Source organism: Flavobacterium notoginsengisoli (assembly GCF_014207905.1).
GTDB lineage: Bacteria > Bacteroidota > Bacteroidia > Flavobacteriales > Flavobacteriaceae > Flavobacterium > Flavobacterium notoginsengisoli_A.
In genome coordinates, this window is record NZ_JACHLB010000006.1 from 279,095 (window position 1) to 299,526 (window position 20,432).

Annotated in this window: 16 protein-coding genes; 14 read left to right on the top strand and 2 right to left on the bottom strand. The window is 37.7% G+C overall.

The features are described 5' to 3' along the window. The first annotated feature begins 6 nt into the window (after positions 1–6). Positions 7–1,059, top strand: coding sequence for a restriction endonuclease subunit S (locus HNP35_RS18585; protein WP_089055922.1), 1,053 nt, complete (start codon positions 7–9; stop codon positions 1,057–1,059). A gap of 155 nt (positions 1,060–1,214) precedes the next feature. Here HNP35_RS18585 and HNP35_RS18590 read toward each other — a convergent pair whose 3' ends face one another. Next, positions 1,215–2,972, bottom strand: coding sequence for a UvrD-helicase domain-containing protein (locus HNP35_RS18590; RefSeq protein WP_244284430.1), 1,758 nt, complete (start codon positions 2,970–2,972; stop codon positions 1,215–1,217). A gap of 2 nt (positions 2,973–2,974) precedes the next feature. Beyond that, a complete protein-coding gene (locus tag HNP35_RS23815) occupies positions 2,975–5,242 on the bottom strand; it encodes an ATP-dependent nuclease (protein WP_244284431.1) in 2,268 nt (755 codons plus the stop codon). Between the two features lie 392 nt (positions 5,243–5,634). Here HNP35_RS23815 and HNP35_RS18600 point away from each other — a divergent pair, with 392 nt between their 5' ends. The 13 genes from HNP35_RS18600 (at position 5,635) to HNP35_RS18660 (ending at position 20,430) form a co-directional block, all read left to right on the top strand. Then, complete coding sequence (locus HNP35_RS18600) at positions 5,635–6,006, top strand: hypothetical protein (RefSeq protein WP_123872414.1); 372 nt, start codon at positions 5,635–5,637, stop codon at positions 6,004–6,006. Positions 6,007–6,159: 153 nt separating this feature from the next. Next, a complete protein-coding gene (locus HNP35_RS18605) occupies positions 6,160–7,014 on the top strand; it encodes a DUF3347 domain-containing protein (protein WP_089055907.1) in 855 nt (284 codons plus the stop codon). 412 nt (positions 7,015–7,426) lie between these two features. Next, positions 7,427–8,098 (top strand): hypothetical protein, encoded by a 672-nt coding sequence (locus HNP35_RS23820; protein ID WP_246453586.1) that lies wholly within the window; start codon positions 7,427–7,429, stop codon positions 8,096–8,098. 137 nt (positions 8,099–8,235) lie between these two features. Then, entirely contained in the window at positions 8,236–8,928 is a 693-nt protein-coding gene (locus HNP35_RS18615) for a DUF3347 domain-containing protein (protein WP_089055924.1), read from the top strand. Positions 8,929–9,176: 248 nt separating this feature from the next. Beyond that, on the top strand, positions 9,177–9,689 hold the full coding sequence (locus tag HNP35_RS18620; RefSeq protein WP_089055909.1) for a DUF3347 domain-containing protein: 513 nt from the start codon (positions 9,177–9,179) through the stop codon (positions 9,687–9,689). Between the two features lies 1 nt (position 9,690). Further along, positions 9,691–10,161, top strand: coding sequence for a heme-binding domain-containing protein (locus HNP35_RS18625; protein ID WP_089055910.1), 471 nt, complete (start codon positions 9,691–9,693; stop codon positions 10,159–10,161). A 4-nt stretch (positions 10,162–10,165) separates the two neighbouring features. After that, positions 10,166–11,476 (top strand): efflux RND transporter permease subunit, encoded by a 1,311-nt coding sequence (locus HNP35_RS23940; protein WP_089055911.1) that lies wholly within the window; start codon positions 10,166–10,168, stop codon positions 11,474–11,476. Continuing rightward, a complete protein-coding gene (locus tag HNP35_RS23945) occupies positions 11,448–13,397 on the top strand; it encodes an efflux RND transporter permease subunit (protein ID WP_260402251.1) in 1,950 nt (649 codons plus the stop codon). Before HNP35_RS23940 ends, HNP35_RS23945 begins: the two co-directional genes overlap by 29 nt. Continuing rightward, entirely contained in the window at positions 13,381–14,631 is a 1,251-nt protein-coding gene (locus HNP35_RS18640) for a TolC family protein (protein ID WP_244284433.1), read from the top strand. Before HNP35_RS23945 ends, HNP35_RS18640 begins: the two co-directional genes overlap by 17 nt. Continuing rightward, positions 14,609–15,949, top strand: coding sequence for an efflux RND transporter periplasmic adaptor subunit (locus tag HNP35_RS18645; RefSeq protein ID WP_089055913.1), 1,341 nt, complete (start codon positions 14,609–14,611; stop codon positions 15,947–15,949). Before HNP35_RS18640 ends, HNP35_RS18645 begins: the two co-directional genes overlap by 23 nt. 3 nt (positions 15,950–15,952) lie before the next feature. Then, a complete protein-coding gene (locus HNP35_RS18650) occupies positions 15,953–17,167 on the top strand; it encodes an efflux RND transporter periplasmic adaptor subunit (protein WP_089055914.1) in 1,215 nt (404 codons plus the stop codon). Between the two features lie 21 nt (positions 17,168–17,188). Next, the gene (locus HNP35_RS18655) at positions 17,189–17,728 is read left to right on the top strand and encodes a DUF3347 domain-containing protein (RefSeq protein WP_089055915.1); all 540 of its coding nucleotides are present in this window, start codon (positions 17,189–17,191) and stop codon (positions 17,726–17,728) included. A gap of 176 nt (positions 17,729–17,904) precedes the next feature. Continuing rightward, positions 17,905–20,430: a heavy metal translocating P-type ATPase gene (locus HNP35_RS18660; protein ID WP_089055916.1), complete on the top strand. Its 2,526-nt coding sequence runs from the start codon at positions 17,905–17,907 to the stop codon at positions 20,428–20,430. The last annotated feature ends 2 nt before the right edge of the window (positions 20,431–20,432 follow it).

A 20,432-nucleotide genomic window follows, 5' to 3' on the forward strand; every position in this document is an offset into this window, starting at 1 on the left:
ATTAGAATGGACTTAAGAGATATTAAGTGGAGTGAATTCAATTTAAACGAAATTTTTCCAAGTATTCAAAGAGGAAAACGATTAAAAAAGGATGACCATAAAGCAGGTAATCAACCTTACATTTCATCAACTGCTTTAAATAATGGTGTTGATGGTTTTATTGGAAATACAGAAAATGTAAGAAAATTTGAAAAGTGTTTAACAATTGCTAATAGTGGTAGTGTAGGTGCAACCTTTTTTCAGCCATTTTCATTTGTAGCTAGTGATCACGTTACCAAACTTGAGAATAAAGATTTTAGTAAAAACGTTTACTTATTTATATCAAGTATTGCAAAAAGACTAAATGAGAAATATGGTTTTAATAGGGAAATAAACGACAAAAGAATTCAAAGAGAAAAAATTTTGTTGCCTGTAAATTCCAAAGGTAAACCTGATTATGCTTTTATGGAAAAGTATATAGAGTTTAAAATGCATGAAAAAAACAAACAAATTGAAAATTACATTACTAAAAAATTAGAACAAGTAAAAGATTTCAAGGAGGTTGAGACACTTAATGAAAAAGAGTGGGGAGAATTTTTTATTGAAGATGTTTTTAACATAAAGGCTGGTAAAAGACTGACAAAAGCGGATATGTTTAAGGGTGAAACCCCATTTATTGGTGCATCTGATTCAAATAATGGGATTACAAACTTTGTCTCAAATATCAATTCTTCTTTAGATTCGAATGTTTTAGGAGTAAACTACAACGGAAGTGTTGTAGAAAACTTTTATCATCCTTACAAAGCTATATTTTCTGATGATGTAAAAAGATTAAGCCTAAAAGAAGTAAAAGGAAATGAATTTTTATATTTGTTCATAAAAACAAGTATTTTAAACCAAAAGTCCAAGTTTCAATATGCCTATAAGTTTAATGAAACCCGAATGTTAAGACAAAAGTTATTATTTCCGATAAATAAAAAAGGGCATATCGACTATGACTATATGGAAAACTACATAAAGAAAATAGAATACGAGAAACTCACAAACTACATTAAGGTAAAAACCGCTAAGGACCAATAACGAAGACACTATATAATAATTTTTTTTTGCTTGTGATCGTATCTAGGATAAGTAGGCTTTTCAATTTTTTACTTTTAAAAATGCTTGTCTTCACAAAATAGAATTAAAATGGAGACTTTCTCTAACGGTTATGTACTTTTATCATGAACAACTACTTAAATAGGTTGTACTATTTCACCAAACCAGTGCTGTAAGCCTAGAATAGCATTAGCCGATAATTCTTGTGTGAATAAAAGGCTTAGACGATGCTTAGGTCGAGAACACGCAACGTAAAAAAGATTTCTGTTTCTTTCAAATGCATCTCGATTGCCCTCAGGTACATTTCCGGAGTTGACATGCTCAAGCATCTGATTCCAATTATAATGATTCCATCCCCTTCCAAACACAACAATTACGTTGTCAAATTGAGCGCCTTTGACTCCGTGCTTCGTGGAATAAATGGTTTTGTCATCTATGTATTTCGCCAAATTACCAATTTCGGGATAAGGAATTGTGCGAATACCATCATATTTCGTTAGGAAATTTTTATCCTCGTCACTACGCTCTGATTCGGGCTGAAGTCGAACTGTCGCTATGCGGTTTTCACGCTCATCGATTTTCTTTGGTAGCCTTGGTTTTGAAGTCACTTTAAGCAAATCTATAACGCTGCCAATTGTACCATTGGTGCGCTCATCATTTAGCTGCATCATAGCGTCATGCCAGACCTGCTTATCGCTATGTCTTCTAATTCGATTGGTATTAATTCTAAATGCTTCTATCATTAAGCCATAACGCTTTTCTAAAAATGCCGCAGCACCTATCTCTACCGTGTCGGTTAAAAATGAAATGTATTCATTGTTCTTTTTCAGGTAATCATCTGAGTCAGAAAATGCAGAGGAAACAGTTTGATATCCTTGCTCAGAAGCAAGTACATTGTTTGTCAGCATTAATATTTTTGTAGTTTCAGGAGAAATATTCCATCCTGATGCCCGCAGGAGTTCTTTGAGTGTTTCCAAGCGTTCATGCGCTACATCTTCGGGTAAATCACCATTCCAGTGTGCTCCAGTACGTCGCTCTCCAGTAAAATTGTTTGTATGATAAACACTGATTTCGCCAGCAGAAGTTGGGTCATGTTCGTGTTGAGGTAATTCAGGCCGCATATTATTTAATACATCAACAATGCTTTTATCCGATCTGAAATTAGCCTGCTTTCCGATTGAAAGTAATTTACCATCTGTAGCTTGTATCAATCCGCACGAGCTTGAACCATATATTTTTTGCCAGTGGTCTCCAAAAAAACCAATCAATGGTCCTTCTTCGGTTTCGATAAAATTCTCCACCAATGTATTTGCTAAAGATAAGTTCGTATCTTGATATTCGTCAATCAATAGCACCGGATATTTGTTTGCAAATATCTTTCTAAATTTTAAGTCGCTTAATAGTGATGTAAAAAGTTTAATTACATCGTCATGATGCAAGAAAATCTCCGTGTCAGTAATTTTGGGATATCCCAAATTATAAATGACTTTTTGGTCAGTAATACCACCAGCCACTTCAATTCTTGCAACCCATTTCTCCCCCAAGGCAGATATCCTATCCCGTAAAGGTTTTTGAAAAACCTGCATGACTTGCCAAGCAAAAGCATGAATTGTATCAGCGATTATAACCGGATGATTGTCAGTACGAGATTTAATTTCATCTTTTGCGACATTAGTATAAGTGATACAAGCTATTTTTTTATTTGCTCTTTCAAACTCCACTGAATATTTTGATATTAAATGTTTTAATGCTTTAATGAGCGTATAAGTTTTTCCTGCGCCTGCGCCTGCTTCAACAAGAAAATTTTGATGCTCATCAATCGCCTTGAGCACTTGCATTAAACATTCTTGCGATGCTTTTTCTGCCGGACTGGTTTGATCTTCTTCTGCCATCATTTTTATTGTACAAGTTCAACAATTGCTTCCTCAACTTCTTGTGAAGGCTTGTTCGGTCTGAGTGCCAGCCATTGTAAACCTTCAACAATATACTTTGGTGCTTTCCAATCCGTTTTTTCCAATCCGTACTCTAAAGCGAAACCAGACTTATTCTTGTTGTCTGGCGCATTATCGTCAGCAAACTTCTCAATCTCTGAAATCGACGCTCCTGTTACTGCAAATAGATCGCGATTGGCTAAAATTAAAGCTTCTTCGAAACTTCTTCCGCATCCAATAAGCCCATCCTCTGGAATTTGATAAGCAATCCGTCGGGAACCTGCAACTTTTTGATCAGCTGTTTTAGCTAAGCAATCCGCCATTGGATAATAACCGGCTGTACCTGGTGCGAACCAATTTTTTATTCCTGCATTTGAACTATGTGTGCCTTCGCTTACAATTGATCCTGGATATGAAGTTTTATTGTCCTTTACTGTGGAAACAACGGCATCAATGTCAGTGATAACGAGGCACCTCAGTTCTAAAAAGTCTAAAAATTTATAAAAATGGTGTGCATAGGCACCACCAACTTCGATTACGCTAATGTATTGTGTCTCCAGTGTAGGACAGTCTTCGACGGACAACGTGGTTTCGTCCAAAGAAGCATTGTCAACTGCTTCTGCTGCCGTAATAGGAACTTCGTGAGTTGAAATCGCCTCGGGAGCGTTGGTGTCCTTTTCAGCTTCTTTCTCTGTATCCGGAAGCTGAGCTCGAATTTCTCTGGTCACAGTATCTTTTAGATCCTCTTCATCAATAACTATATCAGTTGAAGGATTTACAGTTAATTTGGCCTTCGTCAAAGCATCGCTTTTGCTAATTAGTAATGGCATCATTAGTCGCTCTGCAATACCTTCAATCAAAATGGCTTTATCTGCAAAGTAAAGATCACATTTTGTAAGAGTTAGATATTTGTGTAAAAATTCTTTGTCAACCTGCAGTTCATCAGCACGAAATTCTTTTCGCAGATCTTTTATTGTTGTTTCTCTTTGTTCATTATTGGAAGTTAGAAAATATCGTATAGCCTCAAATTCCGCTTCATTGGCAATATGAGTTGAGTGTGTAGTTACAACAAATTGTACGGGCCAAGGTTTTCCTTCATTTAAAACATTTGAAAATTCTTCTGCAATTTCGTAAAGCTTCTTAATAAATATCTGCTGCATCTGTGGATGAAGGTGTGCTTCAGGCTCTTCAATAAAGATTATGTCTAGACTATTGCTAACCGGTCTACTTTGATATTGACGAAAAAACTCAAATAATTGAAACAAAATATAAATTAGATTTCTTGATCCAAGGCCATTATATGTTTCTGGCAAGAATAGGTTGTCGCCCTGATTGTATCTTATTTTGGTATGACTATCTAAGATGTTTGACACGTCGAGACGCGTTTCTGTACTTAGGTTTGGGTCGGCCAAACCAGGATAGCCAAATAGTGCTAACGCTGGAAGCAGTTTGTCAAGTTTTCCATTAAAATCTGTATCAACTTTTTCTTGAATTTCATCTATAATAACTTGCAGTGCCTCTGACTTTTCTTTCATGTCTTCAGGTGCTGAATCAGATTTTGATGTTTTAAAAAGTTGCGACAATACTTTACCTAGTACGTCCTTTTCTGAATGTGTCACATCATCAAGGCCACGCTGTGCATTGATGAAACCTGCTCCAATAACGGCTTTAAATTTAGAGTGATCCATTGCCGCAACATTAGTTTCATCATTTGGATCTTGTGCAAATATCTTAGCTTCAAAAAGATTAGGAATTTTTTCTCGTAATGACTTAAGAAATGCCGCAATGCTTTCAGCACTATCGTCAGTAGTTCCTTCAAATAAGTTATCTAATTTACCATCTTTCAAAGTGTATTGAACCAAGATAACGGCAGTGTTACTTGCTACGTTAAGATCGATAATAAAATCACTTAGTGCGCCCAAGTCTTCAGCGTCAATAGGATATTCAATTGTAATTTTAATTTCAATTGAGGGAATATCAGCTCGAATTTCTTGATCATTTGCACCGCTTAGCTTTTTCTGCAATGCAGATTTAAAACCTTCGATAGAAGAAATACTGAAATCAAAAAGCGAAAAAGTTGGGTTTTTATCCCCTATCAGCCTTCGGAAAATTTCGGTTAATGAGGTTTTTCCAGAATTGTTTCTACCTACCACGACGGTAGTGTAATCTTCTAAGCTAAGAACAACCTTCTTTAATAGCCTAAAATTTCCTATTTCTATTGTTTTAATCTTCATTACGCAAACTTTCTTAAATCAGGTTACTATCTAGTCAAAGATACCTAAAATTTCAACAAAATGCTGTGCTAAAATAATCTTACAAGATCTCGATAAACATTAAGTACAGTTACACTAATTTAAAGATTAATGCTTATTAAAATTGAACTGTTTCGTATTTAGTATTACATTGTGATCCTTTTGCTATTCCGGAGGTAGAATACGCACATTATAATGAGCAAAGCAACTTTGATTACATTGTAAAAAATATAAATTAATCATCCTGCCATTTTAACCATGGCAGGAATTATCCGTGGAGCTGATAAACGGTATTTAAAATTAACAACTTTAACATTTAATTTATTTTAACTTATACTTATAATAAGTACCTTTGTTGTATACATTTACTTCTCATGAAAAGATTTTACATCATATTAATTGTTACCCTTGGCCTCTTCCTAGTGCCAACGGCAACTTTTGCATGTGGAAATCTTTCAAAGAAAGCTTCCTGTACTAAGGAAACTTCTAAAACCCATAATGAGGATTGCTGCTCAGAAGAAGGCAGTCATTCCAAAAAGGAAAACCATGATGGATGCGGTCATAAATGTGGACATGCTTCATGCGGGTGTGCTTCAGTTTGTAATGGAGGTATCTCCTTTTTAAACGAACTAGAATTCAAAAACAATACTTTGAGTCTTTTTTCTCAAAAACAAAAATTCTACAATTCAGAAACCTCAATTTTAACAGGTTTCTATTCTATCTGGCTTATACCTAAAATAAGCTAAAAACCTTTTTTGATAGCCATACGTGTGTCAAAAAAGGAAGGCATTTGCTTTTCATTTATTTTAATTTTTCGCTTATATAGAATAATAGTCTATACACCTCGTATATACAATTATTTCTCATAAGGCTACATTCACTTCTAAATACATTTTAAAATGAAATCAATTCAAAAAGGATTGATGGCAATTACAATATTGCTATCAGTCATAGTGTATGGCGCACCTATAAAAAATGCCAAAACCGTAAACACAAAAATTTATGGTAATTGTCTAATGTGCAAAACTGCTATTGAAAAAGCAGGAAACATCAAAAATATTGCTTTGGTAAACTGGGATGAGAACACCAAAATTGCGGCCATTACCTACGACCAGAAGAAAACAAATCAGGATGAGATCCTTAAACGAATTGCCTTAGCGGGATATGACAGTGAGCAATTCTTATCTCCTGCCGAAGCATATGCAAAACTTCCACAATGCTGCCAATATGAAAGAACAAATAAGATGGCTGTCCCAATCAAAGAATCAAAAATGGATATGGAGAAAATGGATCATTCCCAGCATACAACCGCAGTTCTTCCAGATGCACAACAAGACAGTCCATTTAAAACAATTTTCGACAACTACTTTGAGTTAAAAGATGCTTTAGTGAAAACAGATGCCAAGACTACTGCAATCAAATCTAAAGAGCTTCTTACTGCAATCAATGCTGTTAAAATGGACAACCTAAAACCTAAAGAACATACTGCATGGATGAATGTAATGAAAAGTTTAGCTACAGATGCAAAAAACATTTCTGAAACCCAGGATATTAAGAAACAAAGAGAATCCTTTAAAAGCTTATCTAAAAACACTTATGATCTTATAAAAACTACCAATCAGCCACAACCAGTTTATTATAATCATTGCCCAATGGTTGATGCGAATTGGCTGAGCAAAGAAAGTGGTATCAAGAATCCGTATTACGGTTCCCAGATGCTAAGCTGTGGATCAACTATAGAAACAATCAAATAATCCCAAATCAAAAATGAAAAATATAATTACAGGTACTTCAATCCTTGGAGCATTAATCTTAGGAACCCTATGGCTGTCTTCTTGCAGTAAATCAGATGATATGAATATGTCCGATCCAAAATTGAATATAAACTATCCTGCCGCATATGTGGTCAATGGTCAGGACGGCACAATTTCAGTAATCAAATTGGCAACCAATGAAGTTACAGAGACCGTCAGCCTTATGGGGACCGGAACCGATATGATCATGTGGCCGCACCACATTTCTTTACATTCTAATCACCTGGCCATTGGCGTGCCCGGAATGGACTTCTCTGCCGGTCATACTGCCGGCATGGAAGGAATGACAGGTAAACTCCTAGTAATTGATGCCGTCAATGGAACAACTGTAAAAAACATTAACCTGCCAATGATGAACCATAACACGATCTACAGTCCAAATGGTTTAGAAATTTGGGTACCTCAAATGGACATGAATGGAAAAGTTCTGGTTTATGATGCATTAACATACACATTGAAAAATACCATTGCAGTGGGCATGATGCCTGCTGAGCTTACCTTTTCTTCTGACGGGACTAAGGCTTATGTTGCTAATGGAGATGATAATACTGTGTCAGTTATAAATACGACAAGCAAACAAGTTACAGCCACTGTTGCTGTAGGGAACAACCCTGTGGGTGCTTGGACAGGAAGTGATGCCAGAATGTATGTTGATAATGAAGACGGGCAATCTATCTCGGTAATCAATGTGGCAACGGATGCTGTAGATCAAACAATTGATTTAGGATTTATGCCTGGAATAGCGTCTCATAATGGTAGTAAGAAAGAACTTTGGGTAAGCGATCCAGTTAATGCAAAAGTACATTATTGGACTTGGGACCAGACTATGATGATGTGGATGCATGGAGGTGTATTTACTACTGGCGCTGGTGCCCATGCAATAACATTTACAGCGGATGGCAATACAGCATATGTGACCAATCAGACAGCCAATACAGTCTCTGTAGTCAATGTATCAAATCACACTGTCTCTAAAACCATTAATGTAGGCCGAAAACCCAACGGGTTGGTGCTAAAAATGTAAATCCTATCCTAAAAAGGTCTTCAAAATGCCAACTGGAGATTGAATTTGCACAATCAAAAAAAGAATAATTCGTATAACACTCAAATAAAAGAATGTTGGACAAAACAACATTTATAAGAGATCAAAAACTAAAAAAAATGAAAAAAATAATTTTCTCAACCCTTGTAATGGTAATTGTACTTGCAGCCTGTAATTCAAAAAACAAAGAAACTACAACGCCTGAAGCTACTTCCGGGACCACTCAGAATGATTCACAATTGTACGCCTGTTCCATGCATCCTGAAGTTACAGGAAAAAAAGGAGACAAATGTTCCAAATGCGGAATGGAATTAACCGAGCCAGTAAAGGAAATTACTGAAAAAAGTGCAGAGGTAAAAACAACTCAAGCTGCTCAAGCAACATTTTCTATAAACGAAATTGTGAGCAATTATCTAACTTTAAAAAATGCATTAACCAAAGATGATACAAAAGGAGCTGCAAATGCCGGACAAGCATTGTATGCAATTTTTAATAATGTAAATCCCAATTCAATAGATGCGAAATTAAAGTCAGAATATCTTGACATTGCTGATGATGCTAAAGAACACGCAGAACATATTGGAGCTAACGGTGGAAATATCGAACACCAAAGAGAGCATTTTGCCATGTTAAGTAAAGACTTGAATGATTTGATAAAATCTTTCAAATCAGAGCAAAAATTGTATCAAGATTTTTGCCCTATGTATGATGGTGGGAAAGGAGCTATTTGGATAAGCGAAACTAAGGAAATCAAGAATCCATATCAAGGAAAAAAAATGCTAACCTGTGGTTCTATGAAAAAAGAACTGTAGGACAGTTAACTACTTACTTATAAATATATCGGGTTATTTACATAATAACCAATCAATGTTCCGGTGACTACTGATGTTCCGAATTTATTGAAATGGAAAAAATGCATCTAATTTTTTAGACTGCCCTTTGATCCGTTCTTTAACCAAATAGTCACTGATGATATGTGTTTTCATGTAAGTAAGTTGATATACATATTTTCAGAAACATCAATAGTACCCTTTTTTTAAACAATTAAAATTAAATAAAAATGAAAAATGTAATTCTTTCAGCCATAGTTATGGTATTTGTAATGGTTTCTGGTAATGCACAAAGTAAAAAAACAGAGACTAAATTTTCAACTGAACAAATTGTAGCAAATTATTTAGCATTAAAAAATGCACTTGCAAAAGATGACACCAACGGAGCTGCTAAAGCTGGAAAAGCATTGTATGCGACTTTCAAAAGCGTAAATATAAAATCGATAGATCCAAAATCCAAAGCAGCATATCTTGATATAGCCGACGATGCCAAAGAGCACGCAGAACATATTGGGGCTAATGGTGGTAATATCGAGCATCAAAGAGAGCATTTTGCCCTACTGAGTAAAGACGTAAATGATTTGATCAAAACTTTTGGAGCTGCAAAAACACTATACCAGGATTCTTGTCCTATGTATGATGGTGGAAAAGGAGCTATCTGGATTAGTGAAACAAAAGAGATAAAAAACCCTTACTATGGTTCCAAAATGCTTACCTGCGGTTCAATGAAAAAACAATTGTAAAATGAAACGATTCATCAGAAAGATTCTTTTTATTGGGTTAATTATTTTTCTACTGATGCAATTGTATCAGCCTGCCCGAAATTCCGATTACGGGCAGGTTTTACCAATTCACATTTCGAGAGTCTATCCCATTCCCAAGAATGTACAAAAGATTCTTCAGACTTCCTGTTATGATTGTCACAGCAACAACACGCAATATCCATGGTACTCCTACATACAGCCGGCACGTACTTTCATGGAGGGACACATTACTAAGGGTAAAGAAAATTTGAATTTTAGCCAATGGGGAAGTTATTCCAAACGAAAACAGGAAAATAAATTAGACCGAATTGCCAAGCAGATAAAAGCCAACGAAATGCCTTTGGCTTCCTATACGCTGATCCATAAAAATGCAGTGCTGAATAATGTTCAGAAAGAACAACTGCTCAATTGGATTGAAAAAGTAAGCGATAGTCTTGCACAAATAAATTAAATCTATGGTACACAAATTAATAGAATGGTCGCTGCGAAACCGTTATATCGTTTTACTATTATCGGCAGGAATATTTGTATGGGGTATCATCTCTATTCAAAAAAATCCTATTGATGCTATTCCCGATTTATCTGAAAATCAGGTAATCGTATTCACAGAATGGATGGGACGTGCTCCACAGCTCGTTGAAGACCAGATCACCTATCCCTTGGTTACCAACCTTCAGGGATTGCCCAAAATTAAATATGTAAGAGCTGCTTCCATGTTTGGTATGAGTTTTATCTATGTCATTTTTGAAGATGATGTTGATGTATACTGGGCAAGATCAAGAGTACTGGAAAGGCTCAGTACTATTAGCAGCACCCTGCCCAAAGGAGTTGCCCCGCAATTAGGACCCGATGGAACTGGGGTTGGGCATATACTCTGGTATACTTTGGAGGCACCCGGTATTGACCTTGGCGAACAAAGAGCGCTACAGGACTGGTACGTCAAGTTTGCTTTGCAAAATGTTCCCGGAGTGAGTGAAATTGCTTCTTTTGGAGGATTTCAAAAAGAATACCAGGTTACCATTGATCCAAACAAACTGCTATATTATAAGCTGTCTGTCCCAGAGGTTATAAGTGCTGTACGTGCCAATAATAATGAAAGCGGCGGAAGAAAATTCGACATGAGTGATATTGGCTATATCATTAAGACATCCGGTTATCTGAAATCCATCAAAGAGATTGAGGATATTCCACTGAAAAACCAAAATGGCATTCCTATAAAAGTCAGCGATATAGGAACTGTTCAGATGAGCGGGGAAACCCGATTGGGAATCTTTGATCATAATGGCACTGGCGAAGTCGTTGGCGGTATAGTAGTGATGCGTTATGGTGAAAACGCAGATGCTGTAATTGATAATGTGAAAGAAAAAATGAAGGAAGTTGCGAAAGGGCTTCCAAAAGGGGTAAAATTCAATATTGTATATGACCGGGGACATCTGATTAAAGAATCTATTGATTCGGTGAAGCGTACCTTAATTGAAGAAATGCTTGTAGTGTCCCTTATCGTTATTATTTTTCTTTTTCACTGGCGTAGTGCATTAAGTATTATCATCCAGATACCAATTACAATTGCAGCAAGTTTCATACTGCTCAATGCCTTTGACATATCCTCCAACATTATGTCCCTTACCGGTATAGCACTTGCCATTGGAGTAATAGTTGACAACGGTATTATTATGAGTGAAAATGCCTACCAGCATCTCTCACAACGGTATGCACAATGGGAATCTGAACAAAAAAATGAAACAAACTCTGATGAAAAGAATTAAAAATATATTTCGCAAAAAACCACAGTGGATATCCGAAGAGGAAAGACTCAAAATAATTGAGAAAAGCAGCAAGCAGGTTTCCCGTGGCGTATTCTTTGCCACTGTAATTATAATTACCTCTTTCTTGCCTGTGTTTATGCTTACCGGACAGGAAGGAAAACTATTCCATCCTTTAGCCTTTACAAAAACATTCATACTGATTGTGGATGCCCTGTTGGTACTTACATTAGCTCCGGTACTGATTTCTTTTTTTATGAAAGGAAAATTCCGTCCAACCGATGCACATCCAGTAAATCGCTTTTTGGAAAGAGGTTATGAGCCAATTATACGCTGGGTTCTGAAATGGAGAAAAACAACTCTTGCAGTCAATATTCTGGCATTATTGATTTCTATTCCATTATTGATGCGGCTCGGAACGGAGTTCATGCCTCCATTGGATGAACAGAGTATTTTATTTATGCCTGTTACCCTCCCTGATGTATCTAATGGAGAAATCAAACGCATTTTGCAGGTACAGGATAAAATAATCAAATCGGTTCCTGAAGTTGAAAGTGTTTTGGGTAAGGCAGGGCGAGCTAACACAGCTACGGATAATTCCCCAATGAGCATGATTGAGACCATTATCATGCTAAAACCAAAATCACAGTGGCGTGAAGGAATAGATAAAAAAGATATTATTAAGGAACTCGATACCAAACTCCAGATACCTGGTGTAGTAAACGGCTGGACACAGCCCATTATCAACCGAATCAATATGCTGGCAACAGGAATTCGTACCGATGTAGGAATTAAAGTCTACGGACAAAATCTCGACACCATTGCTCGTGTATCTGAAAGGGTGAAAATGGCTTTAGAAGGAACTCCGGGAGTATCTGATTTATTTGTGGATCCTATTACCGGAGGTAAATACCTTGATGTTGATGTTAATCGCCAGGAATTGGCCCGATATGGATTAACAGTAGATGATGTAAACCAAACCGTGGAATTTGCTTTAGGTGGTGCATCCATTGGCAATACTGTTGAAGGACGAAGACGTTTTTCAATAAGTGTGCGTATGGCACAGGATTATAGAAATAGCGTGGAACGCATTAAACGCATTCCCTTACAGTCTCCTGCCTTTGGAGAAGTGCCATTATCTGCCGTTGCTGATATTAAATTCGTAGACGGACCGCCAATGATCAGTTCTGAAAATGCACTCCTTCGCGGAGCAGTCATGTTCAATATACGTGATCGTGATATGGGAGGAACCGTACAGGAAGCAATGAAAAAATTAGAAAGTGCCAAAAACATACTTCCTGAAGGGTACTTTATAGAATGGAGCGGACAATATGAGAACCTGATCAGCGGAGAAAAGACCCTTAAAGTCATTGCGCCGCTAGTATTGCTTATTATTTTCTTCGCCCTATATTTTGCCTTTAATTCCCTTAGGGAAGCCTTTTTAAGTCTTATAACAGTTCCTTTTGCTTTAATTGGAGGTGCCTATATAATTTTTTTCTGGGATGTCAATCTATCAGTGGCGGTAGCAGTAGGTTTTATTGCCCTTTTTGGAATTGCCGTGGAAACCGGAATTGTGATGGTTATCTATCTCAATGATGCCATGGAGCAACTTATCCGGGCCAAAGGAAACTCAAGGGAAACCATCACTAAAGAAGATCTCAGGGAATATGTGGTACACGGCGCCGCAAAACGATTGCGCCCAAAACTAATGACCGTTTGCGTCTCATTATTCGGATTAGTACCTGTCCTGTGGTCCAATGGTGTTGGAATGGATGTAATGAAACCAATTGTATTGCCTATGATTGGCGGTGTATTTACCTCTGCCGTGCATATCTTATTAGTAACCCCGCTTATTTTCCTAATGTCCAAAGAATATGAACTAAGAAAATATGGCAAACTCGAAGTACATGATGTCAAACATTAAAATACTGGCAGTACTATTGCTTTTACTGCCCATACAGCTATGGAGCCAGACCAAACAGGTCTTGTCTCTTGATACAATCCTTCAAAGGATTGATAAAAAAAATGTGCTCCTGCAAAGCTATAGTTTAAAGGCAGAAGGATACAAGTACAGTGGCGATGCCGCAACGGCATGGATGGCACCAATGGTGGGTGTGGGAACTTTTATGACCCCCTATCCCTTTCAGGAGGTTATGGATGACCGCGACAAAGGATCTTTAATGTTCAGAATTGAACAGGACATCCCCAATGTAGGAAAGCTAAACAAGAAGAAAAAATTCATCCAGTCCCAAGGAAACATTGAGAACGCTACCCGTGCCGTTACCCTTAACGACTATAAATCGAAGGCCAAACAGCTCTACTACAGCTGGATGGTGGCCGAACAGCGAATGAAAGTTTTGGATCAGAACGAAAAGATAATGCTGACCATGAAAAAGATTGAGGAAGTGCGCTATCCCTACAACCAGTCGCAATTGGGTAATGTATACAAGATCGACGCAAGGATTGAAGAAAACAAAAATATGGTCCGCATGCAGGAAGGTGAAATTGCAAAAGCAAGAGCATGGCTCAACAGCTTGATGAACCAGCCCGGCAATGCTGATTTTGCCATAGACACGAGTATTAATCCTGTCTTCAACCCAGCTTTACACGACACCACAAGCCTTGCAGGGGTACGTGGAGATATCAAGAAGATGGATGCTGGAATTGAATCGATGCAGCTTAGTATTGAGGCCATGAAAGCAGAAAAAAATCCCTCTTTTAAAATCCAGTTTGATCATATGAATTCTTTTGATAAAATGATGCCCAAAGCCTATTCGGTAATGGCAATGATGTCTATTCCTATTGCTCCCTGGTCTTCAAAAATGTATAAATCAGATGTCAAAGCAATGCAATACAATGTACAGGCTATGGAGAAAGAGAAATCCGCCATGCTGCAGGAAACCCAAGGTATGTTATATGGTATGCAATACGAAATACTGACCATGCAAAAAAGGATTCAGGGACTCGAAACAAAAATAATCCCTTCTATGCAAAAGTCCCTGGATGTAAACTTTCTGAACTATCAGGAAAACAAACTGCAGATTCCTGTAGTAATTGACTCCTGGGAAGCTTTAAATATGCTGCAGAATAACTTATTAGATGAAAAATTAAAACTATATCAAATGATTGTCGATTATGAAAAAGAACTCTATCGCTAAGTTAGTCGCATTGTTATTCGTTTCGATATTATTATTGACAGCCTGTAACAAGAAAACCGAGTATAACAGTAAGCCATCACATCAGCATGTTACAAATCAGGAATATACCTGTCCGATGCATCCTGAAGTTATTCAGGATAAGCCCGGCAGCTGCCCAATATGCGGTATGGAATTGGTTCCAAGACATACCCCTGGTACGGAAACAGCTATAGACAGCAGCCTGAAACACCTTTTAAAACCCGTCAATGAACAGGTCGTTTCTAATATATCTGTCATAAAACCTCAGGGAGGTACTAAAATATTCTCTCTGCAGGTACAAGGAATTATTACCTACGATACCCGTGAGCAGACCAGCATTTCCAGCAGGGTAAGCGGAAGGATTGAGCGCCTGCTGATTAAGTACAATTACCAGCCCATAAAAAAAGGACAGCTAATCATGGAAATCTATTCACCTGACCTTGCTGCCGCGCAAAGAGAGTTGTTGTTTATTTATCAATCTGATGCAAACAATCCGATGCTTCAAAAAGCAAAAGAGAGACTGTCTCTGCTAGGCATGCAGCAGAAACAAATACAACAGGTATTAAAGACAGGTAAAATTTCCTATCGCATTCCTGTTTACAGTAATGCCACCGGCTACATCTTAGACAATACTGCGACAGCAAATGCTTCTGCAATAGCTCCTGCGGCTTCACCTCAAAGCTCGGTGTCAGATGATGGCATGGGTGCTATGGGCTCAAGTGGCAATGCAGCATCAAATAATAGTGCATCTACCCCTGCTGCCTCTGCTATTATGCTAAGAGAAGGGCAATATATTGGTGCTGGACAATCACTCTTCACAATCTATACCAACAAAAACCTTATCGCTGAGTTTGCTTTTGATCCATCGGTATCACCCCAGATTAAAAAAGGACAAAAACTGGTGTTTTATGAACCCTCAGATAAGCAAAACGTATATACTGGTATTATCGGACTCATTCAGCCCGTCTTTAAAGAGGGAAGCAACTTTACTATAGCAAGGATTTATTTGCAGGATAATAAATTTCAAACTGGAAAATTAGTAACTGCAGCCGTTCCTATTGTCAGTAAAGGCTGGTGGCTCCCGCAAAGTGCCGTTCTCAATCTAGGAAATAAATCCATCGTTTTCAAAAAAGAAAAAGACGTGTTTGTTCCCAGAGAAGTTAAAACGAAAAACAATGCTGATGGAATGGTCCTAATAGATCAAGACATCAGTGATTGGGGTATTGCCAGCAATGCGGCCTATATGATAGACAGTGAGAGTTTTATCAAGATAGCTTCAGAAAATAAATTAAAAAATTAAGTCATGAACAGTAAATCAATAATTCGTACTATTTTGCTCATTGCAATGGTTTTTCCACTTCTATTTACAGCATGTGTTCAAAAAGAAGAAAAAAAAGTCAGTCAGGAAAAAGTTCAAACCTATACCTGTCCCATGCATCCGCAAATTGTAAAAGATGGTCCTGGCTCATGCCCAATCTGTGGAATGGATTTAGTGCCCTTCGAAAAAAACAACTCACAGGACTTTCTAACCTTGGGGCCAAGCCAGCAAGCTCTAGCCAATTTGACTACAATAACAGCCGGAGAAAATGAATTTTCGAATTCATCGCGTCTCAACGGGCGTTTGGTTACTGACCCTGAGCAAACTATTTACATCTCAAGCCGAGTGGCAGGAAGGATTGAAGAGTTGTATGTAAAAGAAACTGGTGTTCCCGTTCGAAAAGGCCAGCCTTTATACAGAATATATTCAGAGCAGCTATCAGCCCTGCAACAGGAGTACCTCATTGCCACAGCACAGGCCACAAGCTTTGCCGAGGATAAACGCTTTGCCCAAATAAAAAATGCTGCAAAGCAAAAACTATTATTGTATGGTCAGTCCGAAGCCCAGCTTAATGAGTTATTCAAAAAACAAAAAGCATCCCCTTATGTTGATTATTATTCTCCAAATTCAGGAATAGTTGCAGAACTTTCCATAACGGAAGGCCAATATGTAGCAGAAGGAGCCTCTATTATGAAATTAGAAGATTACAATCGTTTATGGGTCGAAGCTGATGTTTATCCAGCCGATGCAGGTAAAATTAAAACCGGCCAAAAGGTTAAAGTTTTAGTCTCTGGTTATGAAGATCAGCCCCAAACAATGACCGTAGATTTTATAAATCCTGCCTTGCAGACAAGCAAGCAGATAATACAGCTGCGCGGTACTATTGCCAATCCAAACAATCAATGGCAGGCAGGTCAGCAGGCAATTGTTTTACTGCCTTCCTCAGAACAGAAAATGAAATTGACCATACCTGTGGATGCTGTTATAAGAGACGGAAGCGGCACACATGTTTGGATTGAAATTGGAAAAGGCAAATATCAGCCTAGAATGGTGGCGATTGGTTCGGAAACCTTCGATGAAGTCGAAATTACTGGCGGCTTAAAAAAAGGTGATGTCGTTGTTGCATCTGGCGCCTATCTCCTGTACAGTGAATTTATATTAAAGAAAGGCAAAAACCCAATGTCAGGAATGAAAATGTAATAACCAATCTCACAACAGACGATGAAAAAAATAATCAAAATAGGAATCCCGATATTATCAATCTTCTTACTTATTGCCTGCGGTAATAATGAAAACAAAAAGCAAGAGAATCCTGAGGATAGTGAAACTTCTGTCCCAATTTCAAAAGAAGCCGAAATCAGGATAAATGATGATGTCTTAAACGCGATATACAGCCAGTATGCACATTTAACAGTAGCCCTTACCGAAGATAATATCGCGGAAGCAAAACTGGCGGCCAATGCGATTGAAGCGGGAGCACGGCAAATTAGCAACAACAGTACTCTTGCAGTAAGTGCCGCAGCAATCGTTTCAGCTCCTGATATTGAAAACCAGCGGGCTGCCTATTCTAAGCTAAGCAATGAACTCATTTACCTGCTAAAAAAAGCAGGAATGACCCAGGCTGAGCTGTACGTGGAATATTGTCCAATGGCGTTTGACAATAAGGGGGCCGTATGGATTAGTTCTACCAAAGAAGTACGTAATCCTTATTTTGGAGCAAAAATGCTCAAGTGCGGTGAGGTGAAAGAAACAATTAAATAATTAGGTTCTAAAACAAAACTACTTGTAATTTTTTTCAGTGTTAAAAAATGGATATCAAAGCTTATTGGGAATAAGATCATTTTAAGCAAATCAAAATTTCAGGTTTACTAAAAAAAAGCTAACTTTCTATATATTAAATATATAACACATCGAATTTTATAAAAAAAAACAACATTATGACACACACCTATACAATATCGGGAATGACTTGCGATGGATGTCGTACGAAAGTAGAAAAAACATTAAATGCTGTGCAGGGAATAAAGGCAACTGTTACCTTAGATCCTCCATTGGCAACCATTACAATGGAAAAACATATTGCAACCGAACAGCTGCAGGAAGCATTGACTGCGGTTGGAAAGTACACCATTGAAATGACACACACGACTCATTCGCAAGAAAAAACAGCTGAGAAACCATGCTGTAGTACTGCTAACGATCCTGATCATAAAAAGTTAGCTGCGCCTCATAATGATGCGGGTGGAAAATACTATTGCCCGATGCATTGTGAAGGCGATAAAATGTATGATAAACCGGGAGATTGTCCTGTATGCGGAATGCATTTGGTACAAGAACCACCCGCTGTTCAGGTTCAGCAATACACATGCTCTATGCATCCGGAAATTATAACCAATGCGCCAGGATCATGTCCTATTTGCGGGATGGATCTAGTACCAATGGAACCAAGCGAAAGCGAAGAACAAAGGATTTATAAGGGTTTGGTTAAGAAAATGAAAATAGCGGTTGTATTTACAGTTCCTGTTTTCGCCATTGCCATGATAGAAATGGCACACAACAATCCTCTACTTCAACTAATGGATGCGGCTAAATGGAATTGGGTACAGCTTATTTTATCACTTCCTGTTGTCTTTTATGCCTGCTGGGTATTTTTTGTACGAGCATGGAAATCAATAATCACATGGAATTTAAATATGTTTACCCTTATCGGAATTGGTACAGGAGTGGCATTTTTATTTAGTTTAGTTGGAATGTTTTTTCCAGACATTTTTCCAAGTGAATTTAAGACCCAGCACGGAACAGTACTATTGTACTTCGAGGCCACAACAGTTATTCTGACTTTGGTTTTATTAGGACAATTGCTTGAAGCCAGAGCGCACAGTCAAACCAGTGGTGCTATAAAAGAATTATTAAAATTGGCTCCTACCGAAGCTACTTTGGTAATTGATGGCGGTGATAAAGTAATCTCAATCCATGATATAAAAAAAGGTAATTTATTACGGGTAAAACCCGGAGATAAAATTCCTGTGGATGGGAAAATAACCGATGGTGAAAGTACAATAGACGAATCGATGATTACCGGTGAACCAATTCCTGTAGATAAAAAAATAGGCGATATGGTGTCTTCAGGAACTATAAACGGAAACAAATCATTTATAATGATTGCCGAAAAAGTTGGTTCGGAAACCTTGCTTTCGCAAATTATACAGATGGTTAATAATGCAAGTCGTTCCAGAGCACCAATTCAAAAACTAGCCGATAGTATTGCTAAATATTTTGTACCAATTGTTGTTGTAATTTCCATTCTTACCTTTTTCATTTGGGCAAAATTTGGTCCCGAACCGGCATTGGTCTATGGGTTTATAAATGCCATTGCGGTACTAATTATTGCCTGTCCTTGTGCTTTAGGATTGGCAACGCCCATGTCTGTAATGGTAGGAGTTGGAAAAGGCGCTCAATCGGGAATTCTGATAAAAAATGCTGAAGCTTTAGAAAAAATGGATAAGGTAAATGTTCTGATTACTGATAAAACAGGAACAATTACAGAAGGGAAACCTTCGGTGGAAAAAATTGTTGCACTACAATATTCAGAAGATGAACTGTTGCAATACATTGCATCTTTAAATCAGTATAGCGAACACCCTTTGGCACAAGCCGTGGTGAAATTTGCAAAAGCTAAAAATGTCTCTTTAACGAAAGTCGATGATTTTGAAAATATTGCAGGAAAAGGAGTTATTGGAACTGCTATTGATAAAAAGATCGCATTAGGGAATAAAAAATTAATGGAGCAAGTAGGCGCAGCTATATCTGCCACAATTGAAGAGAAAATTATTGCCGAACAAAAATTAGGAAAAACAGTTTCTTATATCGCTGTAGATAAGAACGTAGTGGGATTTGTAACGATAACCGATGCTATAAAACAAACCAGTGCTGCTGCTATAAAAGAATTAATGCGTCAAGGAGTTGAAGTAATCATGCTTACGGGAGATAATGTAAATACTGCCAAAGCTGTTGCCGAAGATTTGCATTTAACCTCTTTCCAAGCAGGTTGTTTACCAGAAGACAAATTAAAAGTAATAGAGAAATTACAAGCTGAAGGAAAAGTTGTTGCTATGGCAGGAGATGGCATAAACGATGCGCCAGCTTTGGCACAATCGGACATTGGCATTGCGATGGGAACAGGAACAGATGTTGCGATAGAAAGTGCCAAGATTACTTTGGTAAAAGGAGATTTGCAAGGAATTGTAAAAGCAAAAAATCTGAGCCACGCTGTAATGCGCAACATCAAGCAAAACCTATTCTTTGCTTTTATTTATAATGTCTTAGGCGTACCAGTAGCTGCGGGAGTTTTATATCCGTTTTTCGGAATATTACTTTCTCCTATGATTGCTGCCCTGGCAATGAGTTTTAGCTCGGTATCTGTTATTGTCAATGCATTGCGATTGAGAAGCTTAAAACTCTAAAA

Coding starts and splice junctions, on each gene's coding strand:
- HNP35_RS18585 (WP_089055922.1), top strand. CDS start 7: ATGGACTTAAGAGATATTAAGTGGAGTGAATTCAATTTAAACGAAATT.
- HNP35_RS18590 (WP_244284430.1), bottom strand. CDS start 2,972: ATGATGGCAGAAGAAGATCAAACCAGTCCGGCAGAAAAAGCATCGCAA.
- HNP35_RS23815 (WP_244284431.1), bottom strand. CDS start 5,242: ATGAAGATTAAAACAATAGAAATAGGAAATTTTAGGCTATTAAAGAAG.
- HNP35_RS18600 (WP_123872414.1), top strand. CDS start 5,635: ATGAAAAGATTTTACATCATATTAATTGTTACCCTTGGCCTCTTCCTA.
- HNP35_RS18605 (WP_089055907.1), top strand. CDS start 6,160: ATGAAATCAATTCAAAAAGGATTGATGGCAATTACAATATTGCTATCA.
- HNP35_RS23820 (WP_246453586.1), top strand. CDS start 7,427: ATGAACCATAACACGATCTACAGTCCAAATGGTTTAGAAATTTGGGTA.
- HNP35_RS18615 (WP_089055924.1), top strand. CDS start 8,236: ATGAAAAAAATAATTTTCTCAACCCTTGTAATGGTAATTGTACTTGCA.
- HNP35_RS18620 (WP_089055909.1), top strand. CDS start 9,177: ATGAAAAATGTAATTCTTTCAGCCATAGTTATGGTATTTGTAATGGTT.
- HNP35_RS18625 (WP_089055910.1), top strand. CDS start 9,691: ATGAAACGATTCATCAGAAAGATTCTTTTTATTGGGTTAATTATTTTT.
- HNP35_RS23940 (WP_089055911.1), top strand. CDS start 10,166: ATGGTACACAAATTAATAGAATGGTCGCTGCGAAACCGTTATATCGTT.
- HNP35_RS23945 (WP_260402251.1), top strand. CDS start 11,448: ATGAAACAAACTCTGATGAAAAGAATTAAAAATATATTTCGCAAAAAA.
- HNP35_RS18640 (WP_244284433.1), top strand. CDS start 13,381: ATGATGTCAAACATTAAAATACTGGCAGTACTATTGCTTTTACTGCCC.
- HNP35_RS18645 (WP_089055913.1), top strand. CDS start 14,609: ATGAAAAAGAACTCTATCGCTAAGTTAGTCGCATTGTTATTCGTTTCG.
- HNP35_RS18650 (WP_089055914.1), top strand. CDS start 15,953: ATGAACAGTAAATCAATAATTCGTACTATTTTGCTCATTGCAATGGTT.
- HNP35_RS18655 (WP_089055915.1), top strand. CDS start 17,189: ATGAAAAAAATAATCAAAATAGGAATCCCGATATTATCAATCTTCTTA.
- HNP35_RS18660 (WP_089055916.1), top strand. CDS start 17,905: ATGACACACACCTATACAATATCGGGAATGACTTGCGATGGATGTCGT.